At 56.2% G+C, this 16082-nt stretch carries 18 protein-coding genes; 3 read left to right on the forward strand and 15 right to left on the reverse strand.

Annotation, left to right across the window (positions count from 1 at the left end):
- Positions 1-5: 5 nt before the first annotated feature.
- Positions 6-551: a phospholipase D family protein gene (locus HPY65_17395; protein NPU86257.1), complete on the reverse strand. Its 546-nt coding sequence runs from the start codon at positions 549-551 to the stop codon at positions 6-8.
- Between the two features lie 107 nt (positions 552-658).
- On the opposite strand from HPY65_17395, the gene HPY65_17400 reads away from it, so the two are divergent.
- A complete protein-coding gene (locus HPY65_17400; GenBank protein NPU86258.1) occupies positions 659-979 on the forward strand; it encodes a hypothetical protein in 321 nt (106 codons plus the stop codon).
- Positions 980-995: 16 nt separating this feature from the next.
- On the opposite strand, the gene HPY65_17405 is transcribed toward HPY65_17400, so the two are convergent.
- Positions 996-1487: a hypothetical protein gene (locus HPY65_17405; protein NPU86259.1), complete on the reverse strand. Its 492-nt coding sequence runs from the start codon at positions 1485-1487 to the stop codon at positions 996-998.
- Between the two features lie 447 nt (positions 1488-1934).
- Between HPY65_17405 and HPY65_17410 the strand changes: the two genes are divergently transcribed.
- A complete protein-coding gene (locus HPY65_17410; protein ID NPU86260.1) occupies positions 1935-2882 on the forward strand; it encodes a DUF882 domain-containing protein in 948 nt (315 codons plus the stop codon).
- 71 nt (positions 2883-2953) lie between these two features.
- Here the strand turns inward: HPY65_17410 and HPY65_17415 are convergent, their stop codons facing one another.
- The 5 genes from HPY65_17415 to HPY65_17435 form a co-directional block, all read right to left on the reverse strand.
- On the reverse strand, positions 2954-4366 hold the full coding sequence (locus tag HPY65_17415; GenBank protein ID NPU86261.1) for an MATE family efflux transporter: 1413 nt from the start codon (positions 4364-4366) through the stop codon (positions 2954-2956).
- 367 nt (positions 4367-4733) lie between these two features.
- The gene (locus tag HPY65_17420) at positions 4734-5030 is read right to left on the reverse strand and encodes an antibiotic biosynthesis monooxygenase (GenBank protein NPU86262.1); all 297 of its coding nucleotides are present in this window, start codon (positions 5028-5030) and stop codon (positions 4734-4736) included.
- Positions 5031-5557: 527 nt separating this feature from the next.
- Positions 5558-6028, reverse strand: coding sequence for a hypothetical protein (locus tag HPY65_17425; GenBank protein ID NPU86263.1), 471 nt, complete (start codon positions 6026-6028; stop codon positions 5558-5560).
- Positions 6029-6228: 200 nt separating this feature from the next.
- The gene (locus HPY65_17430) at positions 6229-7119 is read right to left on the reverse strand and encodes a matrixin family metalloprotease (protein ID NPU86264.1); all 891 of its coding nucleotides are present in this window, start codon (positions 7117-7119) and stop codon (positions 6229-6231) included.
- Between the two features lie 49 nt (positions 7120-7168).
- A complete protein-coding gene (locus tag HPY65_17435; protein ID NPU86265.1) occupies positions 7169-9961 on the reverse strand; it encodes a PAS domain S-box protein in 2793 nt (930 codons plus the stop codon).
- A 413-nt stretch (positions 9962-10374) separates the two neighbouring features.
- On the opposite strand from HPY65_17435, the gene HPY65_17440 reads away from it, so the two are divergent.
- Positions 10375-10533 carry a hypothetical protein gene (locus tag HPY65_17440; GenBank protein ID NPU86266.1) on the forward strand — a complete coding sequence of 53 codons (159 nt, stop codon included), beginning with the start codon at positions 10375-10377 and terminating at the stop codon, positions 10531-10533.
- Between the two features lie 114 nt (positions 10534-10647).
- Here HPY65_17440 and HPY65_17445 read toward each other — a convergent pair whose 3' ends face one another.
- The 8 genes from HPY65_17445 to HPY65_17480 form a co-directional block, all read right to left on the reverse strand.
- Positions 10648-10974, reverse strand: coding sequence for a cupin domain-containing protein (locus HPY65_17445; GenBank protein NPU86267.1), 327 nt, complete (start codon positions 10972-10974; stop codon positions 10648-10650).
- Between the two features lie 13 nt (positions 10975-10987).
- Positions 10988-11539, reverse strand: coding sequence for an acyl-phosphate glycerol 3-phosphate acyltransferase (locus HPY65_17450; protein ID NPU86268.1), 552 nt, complete (start codon positions 11537-11539; stop codon positions 10988-10990).
- Positions 11540-11765: 226 nt separating this feature from the next.
- The gene (locus HPY65_17455) at positions 11766-12935 is read right to left on the reverse strand and encodes a hydroxymethylglutaryl-CoA reductase (protein ID NPU86269.1); all 1170 of its coding nucleotides are present in this window, start codon (positions 12933-12935) and stop codon (positions 11766-11768) included.
- Between the two features lie 95 nt (positions 12936-13030).
- Positions 13031-13807, reverse strand: a complete 777-nt coding sequence (locus HPY65_17460; protein ID NPU86270.1) for a crotonase/enoyl-CoA hydratase family protein — start codon at positions 13805-13807, stop codon at positions 13031-13033.
- A 170-nt stretch (positions 13808-13977) separates the two neighbouring features.
- Positions 13978-14262, reverse strand: a complete 285-nt coding sequence (locus tag HPY65_17465) for a GTP cyclohydrolase (GenBank protein ID NPU86271.1) — start codon at positions 14260-14262, stop codon at positions 13978-13980.
- Between the two features lie 62 nt (positions 14263-14324).
- Entirely contained in the window at positions 14325-14747 is a 423-nt protein-coding gene (locus HPY65_17470) for a hypothetical protein (GenBank protein NPU86272.1), read from the reverse strand.
- 25 nt (positions 14748-14772) lie between these two features.
- Complete coding sequence (locus HPY65_17475; protein ID NPU86273.1) at positions 14773-15183, reverse strand: TM2 domain-containing protein; 411 nt, start codon at positions 15181-15183, stop codon at positions 14773-14775.
- Between the two features lie 36 nt (positions 15184-15219).
- On the reverse strand, positions 15220-16035 hold the full coding sequence (locus HPY65_17480; protein NPU86274.1) for a hypothetical protein: 816 nt from the start codon (positions 16033-16035) through the stop codon (positions 15220-15222).
- Positions 16036-16082: the final 47 nt, after the last annotated feature.

Raw genomic sequence — 16082 nt, forward strand, 5'->3', positions numbered from 1 at the left:
ACGTATCACCGATAGAACTCCGAATGTGCCATATGGCGGTCGAAATTCTTGAGGTACAGTCGCGCCACGTCCGTTGAACGGATAATCTGCAGGTTCTCGGCATTCTTCTCCTCCGCCGCTTTCGTGAAATTGAACGAGCCGGTGATTACCGTATTCCCGTCGATGATGATGACCTTGTTGTGGGCGATGGCGTGGTCGCTGTCGATGTAGACGGGAATCCCGGCATGGACCAGGAACGAGGCGGAGGTGTATTCCCGGCTTCGCTGGCTCTTGTCGAGGATCGCCACAATTTTCACACCCCGTTTGTGGGCGTTGACGAGCGCCTTCGCGATCGGGGCGGAGGTGAAAGAGTAGGCCTGGATCATGATCTCCGAGCGAGCGTTGTCGATCTCCGTCACGATGGCCCGGGTGCAGCCTCCGCGGGGGGAGAAATAGACGTCCACAGAGGGGATGTTCCGGACGGTCTCGGCCGGGACAGCGATCGGAATGGCGCAGAGGATAAAGACAGATAAAAACACACTGACGATTGTAAGATGGAAAGACCTTCCCATATGCGATGCCTATGAAATAATAAAGGATGCATCGTTATAGCGGAAAAACATGTTATTGTAATGGGAAATCGCCGTTGGAGGGTCAGTGATTTTATGACCGGAAGCTGATGGGGAATCTGCAAGTTTTCAGATTACGAGGTGGTAGACGGACGATGAATGAGCCTGTTGTCCATGCATTAAAGATATTGAAGCTGGGATTGTCGGCCATTGTCTTTCTCGCCGGACTGGCCGGCTTCCTGATCGTGATGAAGCAAGGAGTCCTGGTTTCCGGGAGTGTGCCCGGCCATGACTCTTCCTACGTTTCCGGCTGGTCCCTTTTTTTCTTGCTGATGCTGGGAATCCCATGCCTGCTGGCGGTGGTTTTCGGAGCGGTGCCGTGGATTTCATGGCTGAAGGAAAGGCGGAAGGAACGATCACAATCAGGTTAGCAGAGCGCCTTGCCTCTCATGTATGGCGCAGGCTGAAGGGAAAGTCATACCCCAGGCAAAGCTGGACGAAGGTCTCGATGGAACCATAGTCGCCGACCATGTTCCCGACCTTTTCGGGAGGGAGCATCACGAATCCGTGGTACTCGGGATCGATGTACCGGGACATCTGCGGGACGATCGGGACGTCTCCCACATGGGGCTTGTCCGTGAAGCAGATCAATCCGAACGGTTCTTCCGAATCCCTACCCCACAATTCTTTTGCCAGCGTCGGATTGTTCGTCTTGACCAGGACATAAGACGCGGAAACAATGGATCGCTCGTGGTAGCCGAGGACAAGGTCCCCCGCCGCCATCGAATTCCAGGTTGCAAGGTTGTCGCCTTTTCTCTCCTGTATCCCCCAGAAGTAGCAGGTTTCGTCGGGGTAGGACCGCTTCAGATCCCCGAACAGCGCTTCGTCGTGAATCAGAGAAGACAGGGTCAAGAGATCGCGAACGGCACCCTTCGACATGCCTGCTTGCCCCTCACCCGCCGGACCATCCATTGTAAATATGAATACATTCGACACGATCGGCACCCCGGATGACTAACGCTCCACCCACAGGAAAAACCCTTCTTATCTGTGACGCCAACGAAAGAGTGTAGGTTTCATCGTTATAGCGGAAAGGCAGGGCAATGCAACGGGATAATCGCCGGCAGAGGGTTCGTGGATTTTATGGTCCTTAGATGATAAGATTTTTTGAGCCTTGCGGATCTTCCGGAGGGAGGATAGGAAAACAGTCCCAGTCGTTGCATGGTGAAGCGGAAAGGTTCGGGACACACAGGAGAGACACGATTCGCCGGACAAGTCGAGCGTGGCTCCGGGAACACTTAAGCATAGAAGGATTCATTGATTTTTTCTCCGGTCCATGCAACCGCGGAGAAACAAGGATTCCGGAACGGAAAGGCATCGGGCTTCATGCGCACGTTATTCAGTATCGTCGTTATCTGTCTTATCCTTCTTCCCGCCGGCCCGGCACAGGGAGCAGAGGACGGACAGGGCCGCTTCTTTCTCATGGGTGACGGGAAGATTCACATCAAAAATGCATGGAACGGCAAAGAGGTCCGTGCGGATCTTCTCACCGTCGACGGATCCCTCAACGAGGGCGGATTCGCCATGATCGACGAGGTCTTCTCGTTTCCCACCCGGGGAAAAGGGGAGCACATCTCCCCCCGCCTCATTTTCATGCTGGATTACTTCTCCGACCTGGCTGCCCCGGGAAAGGCAATCATGCTGCAATCGGGCTACAGGAGTCCCGAGTACAACGCCGGTATCCGGAGCGCAGGCGCAAACGCCGCCAGGACCAGCCAGCACCTGGACGGAATGGCGATCGATTTTTATATCGAGGGAGTCGATGGCAAGGAATTGTGGGAGCTGATCCGGAGCCGGGACTGCTGCGGAGTGGGCCACTACGGGGGGGCGTCCGTTCACCTGGACTCGGCGAGGCCGCGGTTCTGGGAGGCGGCAACCTCCAAGACGAAGACCAAGGCAAGCGCCTACAACCGGGCAATCTATCTTTCCACGGATTACGACCGGTATCGGCCGGGCGACCCCGTGCGGCTCTCCTTCTCTTCCGTGAGCAATTTCGGTTTCGGGATCAAACCAGCCGCCGCGCTCGTCACGACCCGGGAAAAAATTGAAACGGTCGCTGCCGAGGCGGAGGCAAGGCTTCTTCAGGATTCGGGAAATCCACGGTGCCTCCGGATTGAAGACCGGAAGACCTCCCGTTTCATCTATCTCGATCTGCCCGCAGATCTATCGCCCGGGAGATACAGGATCAAAATCGACTTCTGCGACCGGCCGTTTCCGAAAATGCCTGCCGCAACCATATCGAACGAAATCGAAGTTTTCGCCCCCCGGCCCTGACTCCTCGTACTGGATTCCGGGCCACATCCCACACCGTGCAACCCCATTGACGGGTTATCCTGCGGCTATCTTCAGCCCACCCGGGCACGGGCAGGTTTACACTCCAGGGAATCCCCGATCTTCACCGAAGGCTGCCAGCACTCAGACCGTATTTTCCCCATCTGCATCTTCAACACAACCAGCGTCAGCAGGGATGCCAGGACATCCGATGCGGGCAAGGCCAGCCAGACGCCCTCGAGTCCGAAGGCATGGGAAAGGATGAAGAGCAGCGGAATCAGAAACATGACCTGCCGGGAAAGGGAGAGAAAAATGGCGGTCTTTGCCTTGCCGATGGATTGGAACAGGTTGGACGTGACCATCTGAAAGCCCACCAGGGGAAACATCACGAGAACGATCCGCATGCCCGTTGTGGACAGGTCAATCAATTCCTGGTGGGTCGTAAACGCGCGTGCGATCAGCCCGGGAATGAGCTCTCCCATCAGGAAACCGATGGCCGTGATACAGGTTGCCGCGATGGCGGTATACCGAAATGCCCTGAAAACCCGCTCGCTCTGATGCGCACCGTAGTTGTAGCCGACGATCGGCTGCATCCCCTGGTTGAGGCCGATTACAACCATGATAAAGAACATCACGATGCTGTTGATGATGCCGAAAGCCCCGACGGCAAAGTCCCCCCCGTACAACACCAGCCTCAGGTTCAGGACGATGATGATGAAGCATGCGCAGAAGTGCAGCAGAAACGACGGCATTCCCACGGACAGGATGTCCCTGACGATGTTGGCCCTGAGCCCCATGCGCCCGCGCTCGAAATGCACCTGGCTCTTCCCGCTCATGAAGTGAAGGACGACCCAGACGGTTCCCACGACCTGCGACAGAACCGTCGCCGCAGCGGCTCCCCGGATGCCCCACCGGAATGCGAAGATGAACAGAGGTGCCAGCAAGAGATTGATCCCGATGGTGACCAGAGTCGTCACCATCGCTTTCCGGGGATAGCCGGAAGACCGCATGATACTGTTCAGGCCCCAGTAGATATGGGTGAAAATGTTGCCGACCAGAATGATCTGCATGAATTCCCTTGCATAGGGAAGCGTGTCCCGGCTGGCGCCGAACAGGTACAGAATCCGGTCGAGATAGATCAGGACAATGACGGAAAAGGCGATGCTGATGAGGATGTTGAGGACGAGGGCATTGCCCAGGATCAGGTTGGCCTCACCGCCCTTTTTCTCTCCCAGCCGGATGGAAACCATGGCGGAGGCGCCGATACCGACCCAGGCGCCGAAGGCCACGGCCATGTTCATGATGGGAAGGGTGATCGCCAGACCGGAGATGGCCAGTGCCCCCACGCCCTGCCCGATGAATACCCGGTCGATGATATTGTACAGGGACGAGGCGACCATCCCGATGATGGCGGGGATGGAGTATTGAAGCAGAAGACTTCCTATTTTTCCGTTGCCCAGATCGTCCGCCGTTTTTCGGTCCAACATCGTTTTGCGCCTGATGCCTTAAAAGCCGTTAAGAAGAATGCCCTTCATGTCGAATTTCACCTTGTGTTGCGATCCATCGGTTCCCGCAGCAGCATTATTCCGGTGAATCGGCGGAACCGGCGCTATCCAGTCGGGAAGTTTAGCGGACGTTTCCGCAATGGTTATTTCCTGCAGGCGGGGAGACGAATGTTCACCGTCCAGGGTTCTGTGCGGGGCTTGGAGACGGAATCGACAGGGGCTCCGCCATTCCGGAAGAGGGACACAGCCCGCGGCCCCGCTCAGGCCATGAACGGGGCCGGAACCGGGCCTCGGATTGTCTGCACGGATTCTGAGGGTGCAGCGACGGGTCGCCGTCGCCGTCCCTTGCCTATAAAATCGACGCCACCTCTTCCAGGATGCTCATTTCCATCCTGCCGTCGAGAAGACCGGCGATCTGCTTGGAGAAAGCGGCAAAATGGGGCGTGGATGAATGGACCGTCAGCGCATCGGCATCCTTGTAACGTTCCACGACGACGATCACGCTGGGGTCAGCCGTGTCCTTGTTGACGGTGTAGGAGAGGGTTCCTTCCTCCGTCTTCACGTCCTTCACCAGTCCCTTGAACAGACCGAGGGCCTCCTCCATTTTGCCTTCCTTGATTTTCAGTTTCGCGATGAGTCCCAGCATGGTTTTTCTCCTTCTTCGTATGGATGGTATAAACTCATTCCCCTCCGAAACGCCTTCCTGACGGGAACAAGGACTATGCTCGCGTTTCTCCGGACTCGGGCACTTTTCGAGAGGGCGGATGGTCTACGCGAAGGATTCGCCTTTGTTGCCGCGGGCAGGAAGCGCCTTTGCCAAGGCGGGAGGATACGGGAAAGGCCTGCGGGTGTCAATGGAGATCGGCGGCCGCAAAGCGGGGCGATCATTGCGGGGTCGGCAATGGCCGCTTTGGCGTTCCGATCACGTTTCAGGATCCCCCGAGGCGCATCATCATTTTACGAAACTTGATGAGCGGAACGGCCATCCCGGGTGCCGCATAGCGGGTGGGTTTCTTTTGGATGCAGGTCTCCAGATGGCGGTGCATTCCGGTCTTCATTCAATCTTCCGTTCGGGATATGGGAGGCCGTGCTCTTGGGAGACTTAACGCCAGCCCGCCTTGCCGGGGAAGACCGCCGTCGGTGGCAAGCGCACCCGAATATGCTCCCTTCCTTTTATGAAACGCTACATTCTATCTGAATGATCGCCGACTTATTGACGAACAGCGTATGACGCAATTCGCCGTTCGTATCCCGGGCATTGATCAACACAATGAACGGCGCCGTCCCCGTATACCTCAACATATCAAATATATTGCCAAATACCTGAAGGTTGATTCTCCCCTCGATGATGACGTTCTTGATGGTTTTCATAAATACTTCCACATACTCAGTAGCGCCGAACATGGTATTCTGCGAACTATGCTTCACTTCTTTCGGTGCAGCCCAGATGATCAGGTCCTTATTTAAATAAATTCTTTCTTTTGTTCGTCCGGAATCATCCAGCGTATCATCCATCACGATGAAACGGGCGGTCTCATCATTGAAAAGCTCCGACAACCGGCTCTTATTATACAATAAAGCCGTACCTTCGATAATTGCACCATCGTATGTTCCAACAGACAAGCGTTCCTGGTATTTGTCCATCCTATCCTCCTTGCCGGAAATCGGGATTCGCAGCGTCATTCACGCTCCATGGCCGGGTGAATGAACGCCTGTCCCAAGAATGCCGAACCGCTTATAACGATGACTCCGAAATCATCCGCTTATGCCGAGCCACCCATAACCTAATGCCTGAATCCTGTCAATAACCAACGACTTACCGGCCGGAGGGAATGCGCCGGGATTTACCTGCTTTCACATCTCGCCGTCAGGGCGGCGATGTCATCCGCCGTCAGCTCGGCCGCGTCGGATCGGTTCAGCCGGTACATGACCGCATCGGGGTTGTTGCTGTGGTCCAGCCCCAATGCGTGTCCGAACTCGTGAACCAGCAGCCGGACCAGTCTGGCTTCGTTGTCATAGTGGTAGATCGTTATGGATTGCCTGCCCTCCCTGTTCTTGAAATATCCCTCCTGGAATTCGCCTCCCAACCGGCTGCCAACATCCCGGTAATGGTCAACATCCTGATTCTGCCTGCCGACGACTTCATTGATGCCAAGCACCATGCCGTTGAGTTCGTTCGCCATCCTCCCGGCTTCATCCTGGCGGATCCTGAGACTCTCGCCAAGGGCGGCCAGTTCGCTCTTCTCCGCGGCCAGTCGGCTGCGGTGCGTCTCGGGAGCGCCGCCCCGGCGGTTCCATGAGTCAATCTCGGCGTTGAAGGCGCTGACCCTGGCGTTGTAGGCTTGGAGATCGCTGTCAAGGGATGCTCGTTTGCGATCGAATTCCGACTTCAGGCTTTCATAGCGCATCTTCATGCCGCCCAGGGATTCTTTTGTACCCTCCATCCGGGAATGGATCTGTTTCAGTTTTTCCGTCGTTTCCTGGCGATAGTCGTAGATGAGGCTGATCCCGATCGTACCCTTGGGATCCTCGCGAAAAAGCTCACGGGACAGGGCCTTCGCCCAAACGTCCGCCGCCATTCCAGCCGCCCGGGCAAAATCGGAATGGGTGAGACCGAACTGCCCGTCAACCTGGACAATACGATAGGTGAGAGGTTCCCGGCACGGCTTGGCAGGCATCCTCAGGAAAATCAAGGACACGATCACCGCGATCCCCAACAGAAATAGAATCCCCAAACCGAAGGTCTTCCTGAATGCCATTATGCCCGCGTACCCTTAAATCCTTTCATGTCTTGCCCGGTCCCAAAACCTCCCTCATCTTCCGCGCCAGGGCCTGCAGGGAATAGGGTTTCCCGATGAAATTCAGGTTGCTGTCCAGGATGCCATGATGAACGATCACGTTCTCCGTGTATCCCGATGTGAACAGAACTTTCAGCTCAGGCTTGATTCCAATCAGCCGCTCGGCCAACTCCCGGCCGTTCATCCCCGGCATCACCACGTCCGTCATGAGCATATCGATATCGTCGCCCTGCTTTTCCATCAACAGGAGCGCCTCACCTCCGTTGGCGGCAGTAAGCACATTATATCCAAGATGCTCCAGGATGTTCAGCGCCATGTCGCGTACACTTTCGTCGTCCTCCACCAGCAGCACCGTTTCGCTTCCCCGGGCCGTTTTCCGGTCGGGAGCCTCCTTGACCAGGCGCTCGGCCCGCTCTTCGACTCTCGGCAGATAGATCTTGAAGGTCGACCCCCGGCCAAGCTCCGAATACGCCTCGATGGTTCCTCCCGCCTGTTTGACGACGCCGAAGGTCGTGGCCAGCCCCAGGCCGGTTCCCTGTCCCTTGGATTTCGTCGTAAAGAACGGCTCGAAGAGATGCTGCTTAACCTCGTCGCTCATACCATGTCCCGTATCGCTCACGGCCAGGAGGACATACTTTCCGGGCCGCACTTCCGGATGACGGGAACAGTATTCTTCGTCCAGGTCGCAGTTCGACGTCTCGATGACCAGCCTGCCTCCGTCCGGCATGGCGTCGCGGGCATTGACCGACAGGTTCACCAGGACCTGCTCGAATTGACCGGTATCCACCTTGACGGAACCGAGTTTTGTATCGAGAACGGTCTCGAGCGCCACATCCTCGCCGATCAGGCGGGTCAGCATCTTCACCAGACTGCCGACCAGATCGTTGAGGTTCACAACCTTCGGTTCGATGATCTGCCGGCGCGAGAACGCGAGCAGTTGCCTGGTCAGGGCCGCAGCGCTTTCGGCCGCCTTGTGGATCCCGTTGATGGATCTGAGCAGCGGGTCCGGCGGCTTGAGTTTAATCCGGGCCAGGTCGAGATATCCGGTGATGACCGTGAGCAGATTGTTGAAGTCATGGGCCACCCCGCCCGCCAGCCGTCCCACCGCTTCCATTTTCATGGCTTGCTGAAGCTGTCCCTGGAGTTTCTGGTTCTCCTGCTCCCCATTTTTTCGCTCGGTGACATCCCGGACGTTCAGCACGATTCCCCTGACGACGGGATCCTTCAGCAGATTCGTTGCCACGGATTCCATGACGGCCCAGCTTCTGTCCCGGCGCCGGAATCGAAATTCCGCCCAATGCGTAGTACCGGTTTTCTGCACTACCGTCTCGGATAAAACCTGACGTGTCATTTGCAGGTCATCCGGGTGGATGAAATCGAAAGCATTCACACCGATCAGGTTCTCCACCTGATAACCGAGAATCCTCTCCACCGATTCGCTGACGGAGGTCAGCACGCCGTTTTCATCGATCACGGCGATGATGTCATTGGAGTTCTGTACCAGCCGCTTGAATCGCTCTTCGCTGCTCCGCAGTGCTTCCTCTGCATGCCTTTGCTTGGAGAGATCCCGGGCGGCGATGATCCAGGCCTTTCCATTCCGAAGCATGATCGTCTTTCCGAACAGCTCCAGGGGAAAAACGGTTTTGTCCTTCCTGAGTCCCAGTGCCTCGACATATGTCTCTTCCTGCCCGAGCATCTTCACGGCGGGTGTCACCGACTTGGGATCCAGAAAATCGAGCACGTTGCGCCCGACAGCCTCAGAAAGTTCGAAGCCGAACATCCTGCAGGCCGATTCGTTGGCCTCGAGTATGGTGCCGCCCTGCTGAATGATGATTCCTTCCTGCGCAGCATTGGCGAGGCGGCGGAACCTTTCCTCACTCTCCAGGAGCTGTTCCTCCGCCTGCTTGCGTTCGGTGATGTCATGGAGCACCCAGATGGAACCTTCCTCCAGGTCCCGGGGATTGAGGGCCTGACCTGTAATTTCGCACAGGATATGAGGAGTACCGTCCTTTTTCTTCATGCGTGCTTCCGTCGTATAAATATCGCCCTTGCTGATCCGGGCATACCCTTCTTTGCCCACGCGCCGGTAATCTTCCGGGTCCGCATAGAAGATGGACGTATCCACTCCCCACAATTCGTCGAGTTCATAACCAAACATTCTGGCGAACATGGGATTGACCCATTGTACGATTCGATTTTTGGCGAAGCATATCCCCATGCTGATGGTGTTCAGGACAGCCCGTTGCTCGTTGCTGAGCTGCCGAATCTGCTGCGAACTGGCCGTCTGCTCGGTGATGTCCAGATGCTGGATGATTGCGTGGATGATATGACCCTGCGAATCCAGGACCGGGGATATCGTCACTTCTACGACTCTCTGCGTGGTTGTTCCCAGTTGAATCGGACGAAGCTGCGCGCTGTCATATTGAAGGGTGAAACGAACGGTCTCTCCTTTTTCAAAGACGCTTCTCACCAGGGGCATCGCACCCTGTTGTTCGACAATGTTGTCCTCCAGGACATTGTATTTCCCGACCAGCTCTTCGTCCGTTACCCGTATCAGGTCCCGGCACGCCTGGTTCATCCGGATCATCGTCCCTTTATCGTCAGAGATCCAGATGGCCGATGGGCAGTTCTCAATGACGTTCTCCAAGGCGGCCTCGGAGATCCGCAGCACCTCTTCCGCTCGTCTGCACCCTGCTTCAGACTGCTCCAAGTCCCTGATTCTCTGCCGCAGGACGGATATCTCGCAGTTCAGTTCCGCGATTCTTTCGCTTTCCTTCATGATGAACCTTCTCCATCGGAACAAACTAAAGATGGCTGGAAACAAAAGCAGGGAATTGCCTGGATACGGAATGGACTCTTTGCGGGAGTTACCGGATACGCCGTAACATGCCTTCGGGTGAATGGCTGTCTCTGACAGCTCATGGAATCATTCGCGGAACAAGAAGGCACATGCCATATAGAATCATGCTCAAATCATTATTGCCCGTTTTTAATAACGGAATTAAACCGTGATGTAAAGTTTTGTCTTTCTTGTCATATTGCCTGCCCGGTCCACGATCGAGCCTTTCGACAATGTCGATTCGAAATTCACCGGAGATCGTCTTGAAATGAACACAATCGAGTGGTTTTAAAAGGGGCGGCGCTTCGATGCCCCAAAATAAAACAACCAGGCGACGATGAAGAGACGGGACGATCGAATTCGATCCGACGTTTTCCTGGGCGTTTCTGCAGCGGGGAAGGGCACTTCTAAAACTGGGCAAGAAAGAGCAGGCCATCGAAAGCATGAAAAAAGCCGCGGAATTGGGAAACCATCAGGCACAGAGCTTTCTCAGGAAGAGGGGCCTCCAGTGAACGGCGGAAGACGCCCGTTCCTCGTCCCGGGGGCCGGGCTCTCCGGAGAAAGATTCGCATCTAAAAAAATGGACCGGGTGTTCCCGGCATCACGAGAGACTCCCGTAGCCTCTATCATCGATAATAAACGGCGAGCCACACGGTTTCCCCGCCCGGGTCCGTCCATTCGACGCGGTGCCGCCGATTCTTTTCGATGAGGATGTGATCCCCCGGTTTCAAAGTCACAAACTCGTCCCTGTCCTTAAACCGCAACGCGGCGCTCCCCTTCAGCAGGACCACCCATTCGTCTTCATCCTGGTCGTACCAAAACCCCTCCGGAGAACGATGCCCCCGGGAAACGATTCTTTCAATGCGGCATCCGGCTGAATGAAGGATGGGCGTGAAAAGCTCTTCCTGGATTAGATCCGGAATGTCGGCAAAGATATTGGCTGTGCCGTTCATTCGCTTGGCCCGTTTATACGGCTTCCAGAGGAAACCGGTAACCAGCCCTCTCATAGATATCTCGGATCCGGACCAAGTCATCCATCATATTCTCACCGGGAACGATCTCGCCCAGCCAACGAGTCTTTTTGTTCTTATTATCCAAAAACCAGCAGATAATAGAAACATCGGCAGCCTTGGCAATGTGCCAGAAACCCGTCTTGATTGTCTTTACATCCTTGCGCGTTCCCTCCGGCACGATGGCCAGAAGAAACTCATCCCTTTCTTTAAAAATATCGGCCATTTGCTCCACGGCGCCCCGGGACGATTGGCGATCGACCGGTATGCCTCCGACGATTTTGAAGACCATCGACATCGGCCAGAAGAACCATTCCTTCTTGATCATGATATGCCCGGTACGTTTTACGATCCTGTACCCAATGAATGCTCTGACCGTATCCATGTTAGACGTATGGGGAAAACCGATAATCACATGCTTGCGAGAAAAATAATGCGGGAGCGGTTCAAATTTCCACCCCATCAAAAAGTAAAGAAACTTACCGGCAAGACTCAATAATTGCTTCATTCTGACCCTTTCTCCGTAACGGTGCGCGGAGTATAGGGAGTGCTTTTCAGCATGTCAACGGATAACAGGAACAATCCTGTCTGCCGATTCATGTAATTCATGATTACAGCAATGCCTCGATGATTGAATCATCGGGCTCGATGATAAGGCTCTTGTCTTTGGGATTTCGGAAGACAAGCCCGACGGCAAAGAAAGACCGCGAAATGGACCGCCGCTTCCAGTGGCGTTACGGGCGGTTGCGGCCCAATCGGTCGTGGCTGGATACCCACTGGTCCGCTGCAATGGCGGAGGCCAGCGAAATCTCGCCGCACAGCACGGTTGCGGCAACGATCTCCGCAAACTTGTTCACTTTTCCCGCCCCGTAGCAGCCCAGCACGTCCAGGCACTCCCTCTGCGTGGGCAGCCCCGTGCCTCCGCCGTACGTGGCCACGATCAGCGAGGGAATGGTGACGGAGAAATAGAAATCGCCATTGTCCCTCAGCTCGCTGTGGACATAGCCGGCATGCGATTCCGCCACATTGGCCGCATCCTGGCCGCAGGCGATGAACAGGGCGGTGATGCCGTTGGCGAAGTGGAGTCCGTTGTTGGCGGAGCCGGCCAGGAGCGCCCCCATGTTGGCCAGTTGCCTCTGACGGAACAGCTCCTCGCCGCGGACGTGCATCACCTCGCCGAGCATGGATACGGGCAGGACGATTTCGGCGACGACGCGCTTGCCCCGGCTGTGGAGGCTGTTCAGGCGCGAGTGCTTCTTGTCGGTGTCGAAATTCGCGGCCAGGGAAAAATGCTCGAGTCCCGGGGGCTTCTCTTCCAGTATCCATTGGCAGGCATGACGGACGGCCTTGGACACCATGTTCTGCCCGGCGGCGTCGCCGGTGGTGAAATTGAACCGCAGCCAGCGTATCTTTCCCAGGGCGTACTGCTCAATGTTGCGCAGCTTCCCCGATCGTGTGGTTTCCTCGGCGACGGCCTTGATCCGCTCGAACCGGGCTTCCACCCAGAGCCCGAAATCCCGAGCCGCACGGGCGTCCTGAAACACGAAAACCGGCGCCCGCTGCATGGCATCGTCGATCACCGTGGTCAGGACGCCGCCGACCCGACGGGTCAGGCTCATGCCGCGGTTGTAGCTCGCCAGCAGCGTTCCCTCCGTCGTGGCCATGGGCACGTAAAACTCCCCCTGCGCATGCTCCCCCCGCACGAGAAGAGGACCGATGAACCCCATCGGGACCTGGGCGACGCCGCAAAAGCTCTCGATGTTTCCCGGCAGGAGGGAAGGATCGATGGAGTAGCTGCCGGTGTGGACCAGCTCCGCTCCGGTCGCCTCCGAGACCGCCGCACGCCGCTGCGCGGCCATGTCGCGGGAATAATCGTTCCGACTGTCGCGTGGAAGCGCCTTCATGGAATCCCTCCCTTTCGCGGTTCAGCGGCAAACGTCTGCCGGAACCCGTCCAATCCTCATTTCCCGGGAAGATCCCCGGAAACCTGCACCGCCCGTCAGAAACGGCCGTGCTTTCCGATTCCCTCGGAAAAGCGCTTCGCACCCTCCAGAACCTCCCCGCTGGCGAGCACGTCCATACCCTGTCGGAATTCCAGAACCATCGCCTCGTCCATGGGAAGGTCGAATCCGCGGTATACGGCCAGCCGGTCGCTGCGCATGCAGATCTGGGGAAAGGCGGCAATCTGGGCGGCCAGCGCCTCCGCTTTCTCCCGGGCCTTGCCCGGCTCCACGAGCCGGTTGGCGAGCCCCATGGCAAAGGCCTCCTCCGCACCAACCGGTCGTCCCGTGAGGATCATGTCCAGGGCACGGCTCATGCCGATCAGCCGGGGCAATCGCTGGGTGCCGCCATCGATCAGGGGAACGCCGTAGCGCCGGCAGAAGACCCCGAAATAGGCGTCCCGCTCGACGACCCGCAGGTCGCACCAGCAGGCCAGCTCCAGTCCCCCCGCCACGGCATGTCCCGCTACGGCTGCGATGACGGGCTTCGTCGTCGTCATGCGGCTGGGACCCAGCGGACCGGGCCTGGACATGTCCCAATCCAGGCTGTTGATGTTGTTCAAATCCCCGCTTGTTATGGCCTTGAGGTCCGCCCCGGCGCAGAAGTTTCCTCCCCGGCCCCACAGGACGGCGGCGAGCTGGCTGTCGTCCCGCTCGAACTCCTCGAAGGCCGCGACGAGCTCTTCTGCCGTTTTCCGGTCGACGGCATTCCGGCTCTCCGGCCTGTTGATGATGACCGTACAGATACTGTCCTTCTTTTCGACCAGCACGTTCACGGGCGCATCCTCCTTTATCAACGCTCAAATCTCTTCCATTCCAGGGTTACCAGGTTTCCGGGATCGGGGCACGGCGGATGCATTCTCCCTTGATGCTAACGCCCTGGCGACGACCCTTTTCCCGATTCCCGGATCCGCTGCCATGTTATACCCCCCTTGATTCTGGAATGTCAGGAAACGAAACAGGAAAACCGCTCATCATACTTGACGGGATCGAACTCGATGAACCGGTACTCGGAAACCCCGTGAACGGTGAACGGATCCTGCTTCATGATCTCCTTCGCTTCCTCGATTCCCACGTTCGCAATGATCACTCCGCCCACTCTCGGGACCTGGGGACCGGAACACACGAATTTTCCATGCTTGTAGTGAACATCCAGGAAAGCCCGATGCTCGGAGAGGAGGGCATCGAGAACCTCGACGGGTTTGACATATTGGCTGGTGATGACGACCATAACAGCACCCCCTTGCCATCTGAAACATTGACTGTTCTGAACTCCCGCCGTCTTTCGTCATATTATTCCTGACTGGGCGGCGGAGTCGAATAATCCCGCTTGTGAGCGTCCTTCTTCGCTTCCGCCAGTTCCTCCATCGCCTTGAAGTCCAGAAGGTATTCAACCAGCCCGAGGTATTTCCCGGATTTGTCCCGAACGGCCAGGAACCGGTTCAGGATCTTCTGACCCGGGAACAAGATCCAGAAGTCTTCCTCGTCCTTTTTGCTCGTTTTCAGGTTGTCGATGAATTGCTCCAGCATGGGGAGGCTCTCCGGCTGGTGGCAGGCCCGGATGTCCTTGCCGATCAGGTCGGGCGAGGAGGGCCTAGACCGCTTTTCCCCCTTATTCGCGTACTGCAGGCATTCCTTGTTATCGACGAAGATGAACTCCATGGGCAATGCGTCGAGGATCGCTTCCAACTGCTCCCTGCTCAGGTTTTCGAACATGATTCCCTCCTTTGGACAGGTCCGGTCAGGTTGGGTTATCCGAACGATTGATCACCGCGATCTGGTCGTTGAGGGTCCAGTAATCGTAGATGTACCCGATTCCCAGAATCCCCAGCGTGCAGAGATACAGGATGCCCGTGATCCACTTTCCCATGTACATGCGGTGAATCCCGAGCACACCGACAAACGTGAGCAGAATCCAGGCAACATTGTAGTCGATCTTCCCTTCCACGAACCGCAGGTTCGCTTCGCGCGCCATGGAAGGAATGAAGAAAACATCAATGAGCCAACCGATTCCCAGGAGGCCGAGAGTGCAGAACCAGATCGTCCCCGAGACGGGCTTTCCAAAATAGAACCGGTGGGATCCGGTGAAACCGAAGATCCACAGGATGTAACCGACAAAAGCACTATGCGATTGAACGGTATCTTGATTCATTGAATCCCCCGTTGGCTCTTCGTTGGAAGCAATGGGTCAGTATCTGACCCTCAACCATTTTGTGACTGTAAAACGACGCAGGAACGGCTCCTGACGGACCTCATCCATGAGACTCGCAAAACATTGCTGAACGTACTTATTGGTCAAGCCGTCCGGGTAGTCATAGCGATACATCGGATAGCCTTTCGCCTCCCAGACCAGGCTCCGCCGGTACTCCGGCTGCAGGTACTCGTAAATTCCCCAGCGAATGTTGCTGAGATATTCGGCAATGGTACTGCCATGATAATTGAATATATCGTCATGAAACCGGATATAAAAATCATCCAGCGCCAGCATTGCATCTTCCATATCAATGCAGACGCCGTTCTCAGTCAGTGTCTGCTGAAGCTCTTCTACCACATGACCCAATCTGAGTATGTTGTGTTTGGATATGTTCCCGCACATTTTCAGAAAGGTCAGCCTTGAAATCCGAATCGTTGCCTGTTTATCGATGGACGGGAGGGAAACATCCACGCTGATTTTCTGAGCGAGCCAGCCAGTGAATTCCATTACGGTACCGCGCAGGGAGGCAACGGAATCATCAACCGAGAAGACCGGATTCGCCACGATGGCCTGCAAAGCCCCTAAATATGTGCTCTGCCCGACCAGCGCCCTGTTGCCTGTTTTCGACAGGAAGTCCACCAGGAGAACATTGAACAACCGCTGATGCAACCTGCTATGGAACAGGATATCGGAGTCCGGATCTGTTCCTTGCACGGTCAAGATCTCACGATTAACCATGGAATCAATGATCTCTTTTATAGCCTTGAGGAACACGATTTCCTCTTCGATGGGACGGAGGGCCATGGACATATGGATCTCCTCGCATTTATTGGATCAAAGAAAACAGTGGTAACAGA

It is taken from the genome of Syntrophaceae bacterium, from assembly GCA_013177825.1.
Lineage (GTDB): Bacteria > Desulfobacterota > Syntrophia > Syntrophales > PHBD01 > PHBD01.